Source organism: Streptomyces oceani (genome assembly GCF_001751245.1).
Lineage (GTDB): Bacteria > Actinomycetota > Actinomycetes > Streptomycetales > Streptomycetaceae > Streptomyces > Streptomyces oceani.
Map to the genome: position 1 here is coordinate 16,893 of NZ_LJGU01000132.1, position 16,197 is coordinate 33,089.

Here is a 16,197-nt window from a genome sequence, read left to right on the forward strand (position 1 = left end):
GTGTGGCCGCGGAGATGACAGGCGCTTCATGATTGGGTGGTTGCAACCTCCCATCGGGTGGGGCCGGCTCGAAGAAAGGCCCGAGACATGAGGCGAATGGCCCGAGAAGTTGACAGGGAGGCTGACGACGGCTCAGCGGATCCGCTACACCGTCAAGGAGATCCGCCCCGAGGCGTGCTGCCTGCCCTGTGCGCGACTCAGATCACCAGCTGGGGTGTGCTGTACTACGCTTTCCCCGTGCTGCGGCCTGGCATCGTCGCTGACACCGGGTGGTCCTCATCCCTTGTGACAGCTGCCTTCTCAGCTGCCCTGCTCCTCTCCGCAGCCGTTGGCGTCCCCCTTGGTCGACTCTTAGACCGTAATGGCCCCCGAGCTGTAATGACCAGCGGTTCGGTTCTGGCTGCGGTCTCGCTCCTCGTCGTGGCCATGGCTCCGAACCTCCTGGTGTTCTTCGCCGGTTGGATCGCTGCTGGGGGTGCTATGGCCGCCACTTTCTACCAGCCCGCATTCGCTGCAGTAGCTCGCTGGTGGGGGGAAGATCGAGTCAAGGCACTGACCGCTGTAACCCTCGCGGGAGGTCTCGCGTCCACAGTCTTCGCTCCTGTCACGGAAGCACTCACAGACACGTTCGGATGGCGAGGCTCCTACGCCCTACTTGCACTCAGCCTCGGAGTCATCACTGTTCCCGTTCATGCCCTCTTCCTGCGGGCACCTTGGCCGCCAGCCGTATCCGGCCCGGCTACGACAACGACGGACGAGGCGGGCAGTGTGGGGCGTATAGCCAAGTCGCGGCCTTTTGTACTACTGGCCGGGGCCATGCTGATGGCGGGATTCGCGGGCTGGGGCGTTCTCATCTCACTGATCCCTCTGATGAACGAGCGCGGCGCGGATTCGTCAACAGCCGCCTGGGCGCTGGCCCTGTGCGGTGTCGGCCAGATCGTCGGCCGGATCCTGTACGGGCGGCTGGCTCGTCACACCGGCATCGCCGTACGGACAGTGCCCGTCTTCGGTGTCGGTGCCGGCGCCATCGGAGCGTTCGCTCTCATTCCCGGCCCAGTCTGGTTGCTGCTGGTACTCGCAACATTGGTCGGTATGGTACGAGGCAACTTCACGCTCCTGCAGGCCACGGCAGTCGCCGACCGCTGGGGAACCCACGCCTACGGACGCCTCTCAGCCGTCCTAGCCGTGCCAGTAACCGTCACCACAGCGATCACACCCTTCGCCGCCACCGCCCTTGCCAGCATCCTCGGCGGCTCCCCTTCCCTCTTCCTGGTCCTCGCGCTCTGCTCCGCTGTCGCAGCTGTACTTGCCCTCGGTACCTCTACACAGCGAACCGAGGCACCGTCGTCCGGCCAGTCGCGGTCCGCTTCCGGCGATGCACCCGACTCGCCGTAGCCACCACACCCAGCCGGGGTCTCATACTCCTTCGAAGACCTGGTAGGGCCCGACCCACGGAACGAGTCGTGTTGACCCATCTGCCCTTGTTTCTCACCACTACCTGGCTCTTGGCGATGCTTCCAGGAGCTGGGCAGGCGCTCCTCATTCGGCAGGCCCTGGAGGGTGGCAAGCGCGTGGCTGGTGCCACAATCCTGGGCAACGCCACAGGGCTCGTTCTCTGGTCCGCCGCTGCCACAGCCGGACTGTCAACACTGCTTCTTGCTAACCCGCGCATCTACACAGCACTTCAGATCGCCGGCGGCATCGTGCTCTTCCTCATAGGCAGCAGCACCCTCGTGAGCGCTCTGAGGACCCCACTTGAGCGGGTGACGCCGTCCGACAACTCAGGCGACACGGATCGATCAGAGCTGCTGAGCGGCTACACCGCTGGGCTCGGTACCAATCTCGGCAACCCCAAGGCCGGAGTCTTCGCGGTGTCCATACTGCCTCAGTTCATGACAGCGCAGGGTCCGGCACTCGTGTCCGGCATTGCCTTGGGCCTCCTGTGGGCCCTGGTTACGGCTTCCTGGAACTTCCTGCTGACTTGGGCCGTCGCCAGAGGGCAGAGCCTCATATCCCGGCCAGCCGTGTATCGAGGGGTGCGTCTCGCGACCGGGGTCGTACTGCTGTTCCTCGGCGTGACCGTAGCTATCGGCTTGTGACGGGTCACTGAGGAATCGGGTCGAGGCAGGCGTGCCCAGGGCCCGCAGTACGAGACCGGCCGGGAAGCCATGCGTGTCGATGAAGCTCATGTCCACCTCCGGGTCAGGCCGATCTCGCTGGCGAAATAGACACTCGCCGCGCGCAGGACCTCGTTGCCGCGGCGCAAGCTCGGCGTTCTCCGCCGCCAATCTGCGATTCGCGGGCAGTACGTCCGTAGTCAGGCGATCATCACGCTCACCGACGTCGGACTCGGCCTGACGGACGCCAGGCCAGCTCCGCGCCGCCGGCACGCGCCCGCTGCCACAGTCCCAGCCGCGCCGACCCCGATCAGGCCTCCGACATCCTCACCGACTACACGAACCGGCAAGCGATGGACGGGCTCAAGTTGGGCAATCACCTCCTCGATGACATTCTCAGTACGTCACGCGCCGATGCCCGCGATGTCGGCGGCGGTTGGGCCGACGGATCCCACCCTCGACCGGGCAGGGGACTACGGCGATCCAGCCCACGTGCCCGACCACTCCTCCGCGGATGTCTCCGGTCACCGGACCGCGTCGGCTGATGATTCCGACTCCGCGTCGGCTTGGCAGACCTGGGTGCCCTGGACTGGGCGACGGTGTCGCTCCTGGTCGGCGCGACGGCGGTGTGGCGGTCTCGACGGCGCGCGTAGGCAGGCGCTCAGCCCGCGCGGTTCCGGGCTGGGAACCACCGCGCAGTCACGTCGACCGGTCCATGGTCAGCGTACGCGGGGCCGGTTGGCCCGGCCGGCAACCCCCTCGGCTGCCGGCCGGGACTGCCGGCGCACGCCCCCGGTCGGGGTGTGGGGCGAGCGCCGGATGACCGCACGACGCTGTGCGGCACGCTGCGGGCCGTAGGAGGCTACGGCGGTACACGGGCCACGGACCTACACCGACAGCGCGCGGTCCGTGGGTCGTACGGGCGCCTGGAGAGTGCTGGCGCCGCTCAGGTACTCGTCCACCGCACGGGCCGCGGCCCGACCCTCGGCGATGGCCCAGACGATCAGCGACTGGCCCCGGCCGGCGTCACCGGCGACGAAGACACCGGGGACGTTGGTCGCGTAGTCGCCGTCCCGAGCGATGTTGCCGCGCTCGTCCAGCCGTACGCCGAACTGGGCGACCAGGCCGTTCTCCTGGTCGACACCGGTGAAACCCATCGCGAGGGTGACGAGCTGGGCGGGGATACGGCGCTCGGTGCCGGCGACCGGTTGTGGCCTGCCGTCGACGAAATCCACCTCCACCAGGTGCAGCCACCGCACGTGCCCGACCGACTCCCCCTCCTCGGGGGCGGACCCCTCGAAGTGGGTGGTGGAGACGGAGTAGACCCGCTCGCCGCCCTCCTCGTGAGCCGAGGTGACCTTGTAGAGCATCGGGAACATCGGCCACGGCTGCTGCTCCGACCGCTCCTCCCCCGGCCGCGGCATGATCTCCAACTGGGTGACGGAGGCGGCGCCCTGGCGGTGCGCCGTGCCGACGCAGTCCGCGCCCGTGTCGCCACCGCCGATGACGACGACGTGCTTGCCCTCCGCCGAGATCGGCGAGGTCACCAGGTCGCCCTCCCGCACCTTGTTGGCCAACGGCAGGTACTCCATCGCCTGGTGGACGCCGTGCAGCTCCCGGCCCGGCACGGGCAGCTCGCGGGAGGTGGTGGCGCCGGCCGCGACCACCACGGCGTCGTACCGCTTGCGCAGCTTCGCCGCGTCGACGTCCCGGCCGACCTCGGTCTCCGTGCGGAACTTGGTGCCCTCCGCGCGCATCTGCTCGATACGCCGGTTGATGTGCACCTTCTCCATCTTGAACTCGGGGATGCCGTACCGCAGCAGGCCACCGAGCCGGTCCGCCCGCTCGTACACCGCGACGGTGTGCCCGGCTCGGGTCAGCTGCTGGGCGGCGGCCAGCCCGGCGGGCCCGGAGCCGATGACCGCGACGGTACTGCCGGACAGCCGGTCCGGGGGCTGCGGCGTGACGTCGCCGTGCTCCCACGCCTTGTCGGCGATGGTGACCTCGACGTTCTTGATGGTCACGGCGGGCTGGTTGATACCCAGCACGCACGCCGACTCGCAGGGCGCCGGGCACAGCCGCCCGGTGAACTCCGGGAAGTTGTTGGTGGCGTGCAACCGCTCGCTGGCGGCCGCCCAGTCCTCGCGGTAGGCGTAGTCGTTCCACTCCGGGATGAGGTTCCCGAGTGGGCAGCCGTTGTGGCAGAACGGGATGCCGCAGTCCATGCAGCGGCCGGCCTGCTTGCTGATGATCGGCAGGAGCGAGCCGGGGACGTACACCTCGTGCCAGTCCCGCACCCGCTCGTCGACCGGGCGGGTCTCGGCGACCTCACGGTCGGTGGTCAGGAAGCCCTTGGGGTCAGCCATTGAGTGCCGCCTCCATCATCTTCTCGTGCGTCTCGTTCTCCGGTAGGCCGGCGGCCTCGGCGGCGGTCCTGGCGGCGAGCACCGCCTTGTAGGTGGCCGGCAGCACCTTGCGGAAGCGGGTGACCTCCGTGTCCCAGTCGGCCAACAGCCGCTCGGCGACGGTGGAACCGGTCTCCTCCCTGTGGCGGCGGACCAGTTCCCGCAGCAACGTCCGGTCATCGGCGTCCAGCCCCTCGACCGCGTCCCGCAGCGCGGCGTTGACGTGGTCCGGCGCCAGGTCGATGACGTACGCCGTGCCGCCGGACATGCCGGCGCCGAAGTTCCGTCCGGTGCCGCCGAGGACGACCGCGGTCCCGCCGGTCATGTACTCGCAGCCGTGGTCGCCGACGCCCTCGGCGACCACCGTCGCGCCGGAGTTGCGTACGCAGAACCGCTCGCCGACCCGGCCGCGCAGGAACAGCTCGCCGCCGGTCGCGCCGTACGCCAGGGTGTTGCCGGCGATGGTGGAGTACTCCGCGAGGTGGTCGGCGGCCCGGTCGGGGCGTACGACGATCCGGCCGCCGGAGAGGCCCTTGGCGACGTAGTCGTTGGCGTCGCCCTCCAGCCGGAGGGTGACGCCGGGTGGCAGGAAGGCGCCGAAGGACTGGCCGGCGGAGCCGGTGAAGGTGAGGTCGATGGTGTCGTCCGGCAGGCCGGCGCCGCCGAACTTCCGGGTGACCTGGTGGCCGAGCATGGTGCCCACCGTCCGGTTGATGTTCCGGATGGCGACCTGGCCGCGTACGGGCCGGGCCTCCTCGGGGGTGTCGGCGAGCAGCGCGTCGGCGGACAGCTTGATCAGCTGGTTGTCCAGCGCCTTCGCCAGCCCGTGGTCCTGCTCGACGGCCTGGTGGCGTACGGCGTCCGCGGGCAGCTCCGGCACGTGCAGCAGTGGCGCCAGGTCGAGACCCTGGGCCTTCCAGTGGTGCTCGGCGCGGGAGGTGTCCAGCAGTTCGGCGTGGCCGATGGCCTCCTCGAGGCTGCGGAAGCCGAGTTCGGCCAGCAGCTCGCGGACCTCCTCGGCGATGAACTCGAAGAAGTTCACGACGAACTCGGCCTTGCCGGCGTAGCGTTCGCGCAGCTTCGGGTTCTGGGTGGCGATGCCGACCGGGCAGGTGTCCAGATGGCACACCCGCATGAGGACGCATCCGGAGACCACCAGCGGCGCGGTGGAGAAGCCGTACTCCTCGGCGCCGAGGAGGGCCGCGATCAGCACGTCCCGGCCGGTCTTCAGCTGCCCGTCGGTCTGCACGACGATACGGTCCCGCAGCCCGTTGAGCAGCAGCGTCTGCTGGGTCTCGGCCAGGCCCAGCTCCCACGGGCCGCCGGCGTGCTTGAGGGAGGTCAGCGGTGCCGCGCCCGTACCGCCGTCGTGTCCGGAGACCAGCACGACGTCCGCGTGGGCCTTGGACACGCCGGCGGCGACGGTGCCGACGCCGACCTCGGAGACCAGCTTGACGTGGATGCGGGCTCGTGGGTTGGCGTTCTTCAGGTCGTGGATGAGCTGGGCGAGGTCCTCGATGGAGTAGATGTCGTGGTGCGGCGGCGGGGAGATGAGGCCGACGCCCGGGGTGGAGTGGCGGGTGCGGGCCACCCAGGGGTAGACCTTGTGGCCGGGCAGCTGGCCGCCCTCACCGGGCTTGGCGCCCTGCGCCATCTTGATCTGGATGTCGTCGGAGTTGACCAGGTACTCGCTGGTCACGCCGAAGCGGCCGGAGGCGACCTGCTTGATGGCGCTGCGACGGGCCGGGTCGTGCAGCCGCTCGGCGTCCTCGCCGCCCTCACCGGTGTTGGACTTGCCGCCGAGTTGGTTCATGGCGAGGGCGAGGGTCTCGTGCGCCTCCTGGGAGATGGAGCCGTACGACATGGCGCCGGTGGAGAACCGCCGGACGATCTCGGAGGCCGGCTCGACCTCGTCCAGCGGTACGGGGTCCCGTTCGCCGTGCTTCAGTCGGAAGAGGCCGCGCAGCGTCATGAGCCGTTCGGACTGCTCGTCGACCCGGCGGGTGTACTGCTGGAAGATGTCGTACCGCCGCTGCCGGGTGGCGTGTTGCAGCCGGAAGACGGTGTCCGGGTCGAACAGGTGCGGCTCGCCCTCACGCCGCCACTGGTACTCCCCGCCGATGTCCAACGCCCGGTGTGCGGGGGCGGTTCCGGTGGCCGGATACGCCTTGGCGTGCCGGGCGGCGACCTCCCCGGCGATGACGCCCAGGTCGACGCCCCCGATCTTGGTGGTGGTGCCGTGGAAGTACGTCGCGACGAACTCCTCGTCCAGCCCGACCGCTTCGAAGACCTGCGCGCCGCGGTAGGAGGCGACGGTGGAGATGCCCATCTTGGACATCACCTTCAACACGCCCTTGCCGAGTGCTCGGATGAGGTTCCGGATGGCCGTCTCGGGCTCCGTGTCCGGCAGGAACGTACCGGCGCGCACGAGGTCCTCGACGGACTCCATCGCCAGGTACGGGTTGACCGCGGCGGCGCCGTAGCCGATGAGCAGCGCGACATGGTGTACCTCGCGTACGTCGCCCGCCTCGGCCAGCAGGCCGACCCGGGTGCGCTGCTTGGTGCGGATGAGGTGGTGGTGGACGGCCGAGGTGAGCAGCAGGGAGGGGATCGGGGCGTGCTCGGCGTCGGAGTGGCGGTCGGAGAGCACGATCAGCCGGACGCCGGACTCGATGGCGGCGTCCGCCTCGGCGCAGATGTCCCGTATGCGGGCGGCCAGCCCGTCGCCCTGTTCGGACACCCGGTAGAGGCCGGAGAGGGTGGTGGACCGGAAGCCGGGCAGGTCACCGTCGGCGTTGATGTGGATGAGCTTGGCCAGCTCGTCGTTGTCGATCACGGGGAACGGCAGGGTGACGCTGCGGCAGGAGTCCGCGGTCGGTTCCAGCAGGTTGCCCTGCGGGCCGAGCGAGGAGTGCAGCGAGGTGACCAGCTCCTCCCGGATGGCGTCCAGCGGCGGGTTCGTGACCTGGGCGAACAGCTGCGTGAAGTAGTCGAAGACCAGCCGCGGGCGCTCGGAGAGCGCGGCGATGGGCGAGTCGGTGCCCATCGAGCCGATGGGTTCGGCGCCGGTCTCGGCCATCGGGGCGAGCAGGACGCGCAGTTCCTCCTCGGTGTAGCCGAAGGTCTGCTGTCGGCGGGTGACCGAAGAGTGGGTGTGCACGATGTGCTCGCGCTCCGGCAGTTCGGTCAGGTCGATCAGGCCGTCCCGGAGCCACCGCGCGTACGGCTGCTCGGCGGCCAGGGCGGACTTGATCTCGTCGTCCTCGACGATGCGGTGCTGTTCGGTGTCGACGAGGAACATCCGGCCCGGCTGGAGCCGCCCCTTGCGTACGACCCGCGCCGGGTCGATGTCCAGCACGCCGACCTCGGAGCCGAGCACCACCAGGCCGTCGTCGGTGACCCAGTACCGCCCGGGACGCAGGCCGTTGCGGTCCAGTACGGCGCCGACCTGGGTGCCGTCGGTGAAGGTGACGCAGGCGGGGCCGTCCCAGGGCTCCAGCATGGTGGAGTGGTACTGGTAGAAGGCGCGTCGGGCCGGGTCCATGGAGTCGTGGTTCTCCCACGCCTCAGGCACCATCATCAGCACCGAGTGCGGCAGGGAGCGTCCACCCAGGTGCAGCAGCTCCAGCACCTCGTCGAAGGTGGCGGAGTCGGAGGCGCCCGGCGTGCAGATCGGGAAGATCCGCTCCAGGGTGTCCCGTTCGCCGCCGAACAGGTCGCTGACCAGCTGGGACTCGCGGGCGCGCAGCCAGTTCCGGTTGCCCTGCACGGTGTTGATCTCACCGTTGTGCGCGACGAAGCGGTACGGATGGGCGAGCGGCCAGCTGGGGAAGGTGTTGGTGGAGAACCGGGAGTGCACCAGGGCGATGGCGCTGACCAGCCGGCGGTCGGACAGGTCGGGGAAGAACGGCTCCAGCTGTCCGGTCGTGAGCATCCCCTTGTAGACGAGGGTGCGGGCGGACAGCGAGGGGAAGTACGTGCCGGTCTCCCGCTCCGCGCGCTTGCGCAGCACGAAGGCCAGCCGGTCCAGCCCCGTGCCGTGCCGCTCGCCGGCGCTGTCGGCGACGAACAGCTGCCGGAGCACGGGCATCGTCGCGCGGGCGCCCTCCCCGAGGAGTTGCGGGGCCACGGGCACGTCCCGCCAGCCGAGGACGGCGAGCCCTTCCTCCACGGCGATCGTCTCGATTTCTGAGACGGCGGTCTCCCGCTCCGGCGGAGAGGTCGGCAGGAACGCGATGCCCACGGCGTACGCCCCGGGGTCCGGCAGCGGGAAGGTCACGCTCTCCCGCAGGAAGAGGTCCGGGACCTGGAGCAGGATGCCGGCGCCGTCCCCGGTCTCCGGGTCGGAGCCGGTGGCGCCACGGTGTTCCAGGTTGCGCAGGACGGTCAGGGCCTGTTCGACCAGCTCATGGCTGGGAACTCCGGTGAGAGTGGCCACGAAGCCGACGCCGCAGGCGTCATGCTCGTATCGGGGGTCGTACAACCCCTGCCGGGCAGGGTGGGCCGCCGGGGATGCGATGCGCATCGGGCTCTCCCGTCGTCGTCGGTGGCAAGTGCGAGTGCCGAGGGACGACGTTGGCCCTCAGGAGGCTGATCCGGGTGGCTTACAGCATGCGGCATCCGCTCAGTAGACGGATAGAACGTCCCAGGATACGGACATGGTGCCGGTCACGGTCCACGGGCCAGGTTCACCAGCCGCGGAAGGGGGTGCTCATCGGCCGGATCAGGCCGGGCGCCACGGCATCGTTGCGCGTGGGCTTCTCCCTTCTGCCCCCGAGGGACGGCGCTGAAACCCGTCGGTAACCATGAATCCGCCCACGGCCCCTGCCAGACACCCGCGCGGAGGTACGACACGTACCCGCGGCGGGGACGTCCGGTCAGGACACCGCCGTACCGAACAGCGCCCCGAGTCCGTACGTCACCCCCGCCGCCGCGCCACCCACCGCGAGCTGCCGCAGACCGCTGTACCACCAGGACCGCGCCGTCACGCGGGCGACCACCGCCCCGCAGCCGAAGAGCCCCAGCAGCGCCACCAGCACCGCCGGCCACAGCGCCGTCGCGCCGAAGAGGTACGGCAGCACCGGCAGCAGCGCCCCCAGGGAGAACGCCGCGAACGAGGAGGCGGCGGCGAGCAGCGGCGAGGGCAGGTCTCGCGGGTCCACTCCCAGCTCGTCCCGGGCGTGGATCAGCAGCGCCTGTTCCGGGTCCCGGGAGATCTCCCCGGCCACCTGCCGGGCCAGCTTGGGTGTCACGCCGAGCGCGACGTAGCGCGCGGTCAGCTCCTCCAGCTCGCCGCTCGGATGCCGACGCAGCTCGCCGCGCTCCAGCTCCACCTCGGCCTGGGCCAGTTCGCGTTGCGAGGCGACGGAGGTGTACTCGCCCGCGGCCATGGAGAAGGCCCCCGCCGCGAGGCCGGCCAGCCCGGCGACGGCGATCGCCGAGGCGGCCGCCGAGGACCCGGCGATCCCGCTCATCAGCCCGAGGTTGGACACCAGTCCGTCCATGGCGCCGAACACCGCGGGACGCAACCATCCGCCTGTCACGTCCCGGTGCGTGTGGCCCTCGACGTGGGTGGCGGCCCGGCCGTCCGTACGACCGGTGGCGGGCTCTGGCGATTCGCGGCCAGAGAGGTCACGGCGGCAGGAGTCACGGCCGGACGGCCCGTACTCCGAGGGGTCGCCCGCCGGCGGGTCGGGCCGGTCGGCCGTCACGGACACCCACCGGCTCGTACGAGGCGCCGGTCCCGTCCGCGTGCACCAGCAGCTTCCCCGGTCATTCTTCGACGGTAGGCATCCGTAGGGGCGCTCGCCAGCGCACGGGCGGCGAAGTCCGGGTCCACCGACGCGTCCCGTCCCGGCCCGGTCAGGGAGACCAACGACACATCCCATTGACCCGCCGGCGACCTTCGAGCAACATACCGGCAACCACACGTTTCTCCGGCCGCGTATGCGGCGGAGCTTTCTGTAAACGTTTCCAGTTCGACGCTCGAGTGAAGGGACACCACTTGTGGTGACGACAGGCGGGACACCCACCGTCGAGACCATCGCCGAGCACGCCGGGGTCTCGATCGCCTCCGTGTCCCGGGTGCTGAACGGCCACGGAGCACGAGCCGACACCGTACGGCGGGTCGAGCGGGCCGCCGCCGAACTGGGCTACGTCCCGAACGCGGTGGCCAGGTCCCTGCAGGGCGGCCGATCGATGCAACTGACCTTCGCCATGCAGGACATCGGCAACCCGGTCTACGTCTCGATGGTTCGCCAGATCCAGTCCCTCGCCAAGGCACAGGGCTATCGCCTGCTGCTGCACTCCACGGACGCCGTCCTCGCGGACGAACTGGCCGTCCTGCGCAGCCTGGCGGACCGTACGAGCGACGGGCTGATCATCTGTCCCATCCGGATCACCCCGGAACACCTCGAGGCGCTGCGGACCGCCGCCCGCCCCGTGGTGGTGATCGGTTCGCTGCCCTCCGAGGCGCCGGTGGACAGCGTGCGCACGGACTCGGTGGCGGGCGCCCGCCTGGCCGTGCACCACCTCCTGGACACCGGGCGTCGACGTGTCGCCTTCATCAACGGTCCGGCCGACACCGTGCCCGGCGCCAACCGGTACGCCGGCTACCGGTCGGCGCTCGAGGAACGCGGACTGAGCGTGGACCCGGCGCTGGTGCGTACCACCGAGTTCACCATCGAGGCGGGCGCGGCGGCCCTGCACGCGCTACTGGACGAGGCACCCGCCGCGGACACCGCGGCCGACCATACGGCTGACGCCGCGGCCGAACCGCGCCTCGACGCGGCGGCCGTCGACGCGGTGTTCTGTGCCAACGATCAGCTCGCCCTCGGCGCCGCCCAGGCGCTGCACTCCCGTGGCCTGCGCATACCCGAGGACGTGGCGGTCGCCGGCATGGACGACAGCACCCTGACCCGGGCCAGTTGGCCACCGCTGACCAGTGTCGACCTCGGTTCGGCCGAACGCGGCCGGATCGCGGCCCGGATGCTCCTGGACCGGTTGTCCCAGGACGGCGGCGACGCGCCCCCGCCCGCATCCGCCCGTACGGAGACGGTCACGCCACGACTGATCGTCCGCGCCTCCACCACGGCGGCACCGACCGCACCGGCTGCCGAACGGCTCCCGGAAGAGGCCTGCCGATGAGCGCCACGACCACGACCGAACGGCCCGCGCCCCGCCGCGGCACGCCGCCGCCCCGGACACCGAGCACCCGCAAGCGTGCTCTCGGCCTGGACCGGGACGCCTGGTTCCTGCTGCTGCCCGCGCTGCTGCCGATCCTCGTGCTCAGCGTCGGACCGCTGCTGTACGGGCTGTCGCTGGCGTTCACCGACGCGCAGGCGGGACGTACCGAGCCCACGCAGTGGATCGGCCTGGACAACTTCGCGTCCCTGCGGTTCGACTCGCTCTTCTGGGACTCCTTCCGGGTCGGACTCGTCTGGGCGGTGAGCGTGACCGCGCTCCAGTTCCTGCTGGCGCTGGGTCTGGCCCTGCTGCTGAACCAGAATCTCCGCTTCCGCTGGCTTGCCCGCACCCTCGCGCTGGTGCCCTGGGCGATGCCCGAGGTGGTGATCGGCATCATGTGGCGGCTGGTCTACCACCGGGACGCCGGCATCCTGAACTCCACGCTCCGCGACCTGCAGTTGATCTCGGAGAACGTCAACTGGCTCTCCAGTCTCTCCCTCGCGCTGCCCGCGGTGATCGTCGTCGGCGTGTGGGCCGGCATGCCGCAGACCACCGTGGTGCTGCTGGCCGGGCTGCAGAACGTCCCGCACGAGCTGCACGAGGCCGCGGCCCTGGACGGCGCCGGCACCTGGCGCCGCTTCCGGGCGGTCACCTGGCCCGCGCTCAAGCCGGTCGTCCTGGCCATCACCTCGCTCAACTTCATCTGGAACTTCAACTCCTTCGGCCTGGTCTACGTGCTGACCCAGGGAGGGCCCGGCGGTGAGACCCGGCTGCCGATGCTCTTCGCCTACGAAGAGGCCTTCCGCTACGGCCAGTTCGGCTACGCGGCGGCGATGGGGATGGTCATGATCGCGGTGATCGCCGTGCTGCTGACCGTGTTCCTGCGCAACCGCCTGAAGGAGGCCGACCAGTGAGCTCACTCTCACGCACCTGCGGACGCGCGGGGCAGTACCTGGCGCTCCTGTGCTATCTGGCCTTCCTGGCCTTCCCGCTGCTCTGGCTGCTCTCCATCGCCTTCAAGGCGCCCCAGGAGTTGGGCACCACCGATCCGACCTGGCTGCCCCGACACCCCTCGCTGGACAACTTCCGGGACGCCTTCGACCAGCAGCCGCTGTGGGGCTCCGCGCTCAACAGCCTCCTCGTGGCCACGAGCGCGGCGTTGATCTCCGTCCTGGTGGCGGTGCCGGCGGCGTACGCGCTGGTGCGCTACCGCTCGGCGGTCAGCAAGGCGGCGACGGGGTGGATCCTGGTCAGCCAGATGTTCCCCTTCGTGCTGGTGATCATCCCGCTGTTCCTGGTGCTGAAGAACTTCCAGCTGATCAACTCGCAGTTCGGGCTGATCCTCGTCTACGTGGTGTGGAACCTGCCGTTCGCCCTGTGGATGCTGCAGGGCTACGTACGAGCCGTACCGGCCTCGCTGGAGGAGGCGGCGGCGATCGACGGCTGCAGCCGGCCCCGCATCCTGTTCAGCGTGGTCCTCCCGCTCCTCACCCCGGGCCTGGTGGCCACCCTGATGTTCTCCTTCGTCACCGCCTGGAACGAGTTCTTCTTCGCCCTGGTCCTGCTCAAGTCCCCGGAGAAGCAGACGATGTCCGTGATCCTCACCCACTTCCTCGGAGCGGAGGGCGCCGCGGACCTCGGGCCGCTCGCCGCCGCCGCCTTCCTGGCGACCATCCCGAGCCTGCTCTTCTTCGCGCTGCTCCAGCGCAGGCTGGTCAACGGCATGATGAACGGGGCGGTGAAGGGCTGATGCGACGCCGGAACTTCCTCGCCACCGCGCTGGCCGCGGCCCCGGCCGCGAGCCTGCTCAGCGGCTGTGGCGACGACGGTGACGACGGCACCCTCGACTACCTCAGCCTGGCCTGGCAGAAGGAGTCGATGGAGGCCAACAAGGCGCTGGTGGCGGAGTGGAACAAGCGCAACCCCCAACGGCCCGTGCGCTACGTACAGGGCAGTTGGGACTCCGTACACGACCAGTTGCTGACCTCCTTCGAGGGAGGTGAGGCGCCGGACGTCATCCACGACGAGGCGAACGACCTCACCGACTTCGCGCACGGCGGCTACCTCGCCGACCTCGGCGAACTGCTCCCGGACGGACTGCGAAACCAGATACCCGAGCGCACCTGGGACATGGTGCGGTTCGGCGGTGGCACGTACGGCGTGCCGTTCCTGCAGGAGCCCCGGGTGCTGGTGGCCAACCGCAGACTGCTGGACGACTCCGGCGTCCGGGTGCCGGACACCGAGGACCCGTGGACCTGGGACGAGTTCGAGGCCGCGGCGCGGAAGCTCAGCGGCAAGGGTTCCTACGGGGTGGCCTGGTCCATGAAGGAGCCGGTCAACCAGTCCGTGAACCTCTCCCTGACCACCGGTGGCGCGGTGTTCTACCGGGAGGACGGCAAGGACGTCGTCCGCTTCGACCGGCGGGACTCGTACGTCGCGGAACTGATCCACCGCCAGGTCAACCGGGAGCGTACGGCTCCGCGCGGCAGCCTGGGCATGTCCGGATCGGACACGCTGCCCGGCTTCTTCTCCGGTCAGTACGCGATGGTGCCGCTCAACTTCTCCTATCGGCAGCAGGTCGAACAGCAGGCCCCGGACGGCTTCGAGTGGACGGCGCTGCCCATGCCGGCCGGTGACCTCGGTCCGGGCAGCGGGCCCACCCAGGGGATGAGCCCGCAGACGCTCTCCATCGCGCAGGACACCAAGCGCAAGGAGGACGCGATGGCCTTCATCGCCTTTCTGACCCAGCCGGACCACATGGCACGGCTCGCGGCGGGCGACTGGATCGTGCCGACCGGCAGGAAGGCGCTGCGGGACCCGGCGCTGAACACCCGGAAGCACGACTGGCGTACCGGCATAGGCATGTCCGAGGACCTGCGCGCCTCCCCCGTACTGGGCGTGCGCGGTTACGCCGAGTGGAAGGACAAGATCGCCACGCCGGCGTTCCAGGAGTACTACAGCGGCAGCATCGGACTGGACGACCTGCGCGGCAAGCTGGTCGAGGACGGCAACCGCATCCTCGCCCGCTACCAGCGTTGAGCCCGGGACCGACCTCCCACTACCGACGCCCCACCGATCCCCCGACCCGTGACCGAACGAGCAACGCCCAGCACAGCGCAGCACAGCACAGAACGGCACTCACATGAGCGCAGTCCACGCCGCCCCCGACCCGGATCCCGCCCGTACCTCCCGCCCTAGGCTGCATCCCGTACCGCACGCCGGCGACCACGCCGAGCCGCCTCAGACCGACCACACAGAGCCCGACCAGCCGGACCACACAGGGCCCGACCAACCCGACCGGGCCGCCGGCCAGCACAGCGCCGCGCTGCGCGAGCGGGCGCGCGGCGGCATGCTCGGGCTCGCGGTGGGAGACGCGCTGGGCGCGCCGGCAGAGAACATGAAGCCCTCCCGGATCCGGGAGCGCTGGGGCCGGATCGAGGGCTTCGTCGCGGACGAGCCGGCCGGCACGGACGACACCGAGTACGCCCTCTTCTCCGGGTTGCTGCTCGCCGAGCACGGCTCCGAACTGACCGTCGCACACGTGGAGGCGGCCTGGCACAAATGGATCGCCAACCTGGATGAGGGACCGTTCCGCGGTGCCGGCTTCAGCGAGCGCGGCACCCTGGAGAACCTGCGCCGGGGCCTGACCGCGCCGATCTCCGCGCAGCACCGGCACGCCTGGAGTGACGGACTGGCCATGCGGGCGGCGCCGTTCGGCATCTACGCGGCCGGGCGACCGGCCGAGGCGGCCCGGCTGGTCGCGGTCGACGGCACGGTCAGCCACGACGGCGAGGGTATCTACGGCGGGCAGGCGGTCGCGGCCGGTGTCGCCGCGGCGATGGTGGGGCGCGGTACGGACGCGGTCATCGCCGCGGCCCTGTCGGTGGTACCGGAGGACTCCTGGACGGCGCGTTCGCTGCGCCGGGCCGTGTCGGCCGCGCAGCGCGCGCTGTTCGACCCGGATGCCACCCGGCTGAGTCGGGAACGCACGGTCCGGTCCGGTGTCGTCGTGGGCGGGTATCCGTGGATGGACCTCGCTCCGGAAGCGGTCGGGCTGGCCTTCGGCGCCTTCGCGGTGGCGCGCGGGGACTTCCGGAACTCCGTGCTGACCGCGGTGAACATGGGGCGGGACGCCGACACCACGGCCGCCGTCGCCGGGGCACTGGCGGGAGCGCTGGGAGGCGTCGCGGCGGTGCCCGCGGAGTGGGCCGCCGCCATAGGTCCGGCCCGGGGCAGTTGCCTGCCCTCGATGGCCGGTCAGCACGTGTTGGACGTCGCCGACCTACTCAGCCCCGACACGGAAGGGGAGACCCCGTGACCTCCGCCCGTACCAGCTCCGCCGACCCGGCTGATCGGCGGGCGTCCGTCGAGGGCGGGTCTCCGAACGAGGTGACCGGGTCCGCGCCCCGTTCCGCCGCCGAAGCGGCCGGACCAACCAGGTCAGCCGGACCGGCCGAACCAGCCGGGAGCGCCGCAACGACCGCACTGGC

At 70.4% G+C, this 16,197-nt stretch carries 10 protein-coding genes; 7 read left to right on the top strand and 3 right to left on the bottom strand.

Translation table 11 applies throughout. The features are described 5' to 3' along the window. Positions 1–96: 96 nt before the first annotated feature. The gene (locus AN216_RS17110; protein WP_079166692.1) at positions 97–1,395 is read left to right on the top strand and encodes an MFS transporter; all 1,299 of its coding nucleotides are present in this window, start codon (positions 97–99) and stop codon (positions 1,393–1,395) included. Between the two features lie 68 nt (positions 1,396–1,463). Next, positions 1,464–2,099, top strand: coding sequence for a LysE family translocator (locus AN216_RS17115; RefSeq protein WP_070197562.1), 636 nt, complete (start codon positions 1,464–1,466; stop codon positions 2,097–2,099). Positions 2,100–3,004: 905 nt separating this feature from the next. Here AN216_RS17115 and AN216_RS17120 read toward each other — a convergent pair. From AN216_RS17120 to AN216_RS17130, 3 genes are all read right to left on the bottom strand, one after another. Continuing rightward, entirely contained in the window at positions 3,005–4,483 is a 1,479-nt protein-coding gene (locus tag AN216_RS17120) for a glutamate synthase subunit beta (protein ID WP_070197563.1), read from the bottom strand. Further along, entirely contained in the window at positions 4,476–9,047 is a 4,572-nt protein-coding gene (gene gltB / locus AN216_RS17125; RefSeq protein WP_079166693.1) for a glutamate synthase large subunit, read from the bottom strand. Before gltB ends, AN216_RS17120 begins: the two co-directional genes overlap by 8 nt. Positions 9,048–9,399: 352 nt before the next feature. After that, positions 9,400–10,065: a VIT1/CCC1 transporter family protein gene (locus AN216_RS17130; RefSeq protein ID WP_070197648.1), complete on the bottom strand. Its 666-nt coding sequence runs from the start codon at positions 10,063–10,065 to the stop codon at positions 9,400–9,402. A 463-nt stretch (positions 10,066–10,528) separates the two neighbouring features. Here AN216_RS17130 and AN216_RS17135 point away from each other — a divergent pair, with 463 nt between their 5' ends. From AN216_RS17135 to AN216_RS17155, 5 genes are all read left to right on the top strand, one after another. Continuing rightward, positions 10,529–11,668: a LacI family DNA-binding transcriptional regulator gene (locus AN216_RS17135; RefSeq protein WP_244502510.1), complete on the top strand. Its 1,140-nt coding sequence runs from the start codon at positions 10,529–10,531 to the stop codon at positions 11,666–11,668. Next, positions 11,665–12,621: a carbohydrate ABC transporter permease gene (locus tag AN216_RS17140; RefSeq protein WP_070197564.1), complete on the top strand. Its 957-nt coding sequence runs from the start codon at positions 11,665–11,667 to the stop codon at positions 12,619–12,621. The genes AN216_RS17135 and AN216_RS17140 overlap by 4 nt, the downstream gene beginning before the upstream one ends. After that, a complete protein-coding gene (locus AN216_RS17145) occupies positions 12,618–13,457 on the top strand; it encodes a carbohydrate ABC transporter permease (protein WP_070197565.1) in 840 nt (279 codons plus the stop codon). Before AN216_RS17140 ends, AN216_RS17145 begins: the two co-directional genes overlap by 4 nt. Then, positions 13,457–14,746 (top strand): ABC transporter substrate-binding protein, encoded by a 1,290-nt coding sequence (locus AN216_RS17150; RefSeq protein ID WP_070197566.1) that lies wholly within the window; start codon positions 13,457–13,459, stop codon positions 14,744–14,746. Before AN216_RS17145 ends, AN216_RS17150 begins: the two co-directional genes overlap by 1 nt. A 310-nt stretch (positions 14,747–15,056) precedes the next feature. Beyond that, positions 15,057–16,025, top strand: coding sequence for an ADP-ribosylglycohydrolase family protein (locus AN216_RS17155; protein ID WP_070197650.1), 969 nt, complete (start codon positions 15,057–15,059; stop codon positions 16,023–16,025). Positions 16,026–16,197 lie beyond the last annotated feature (172 nt).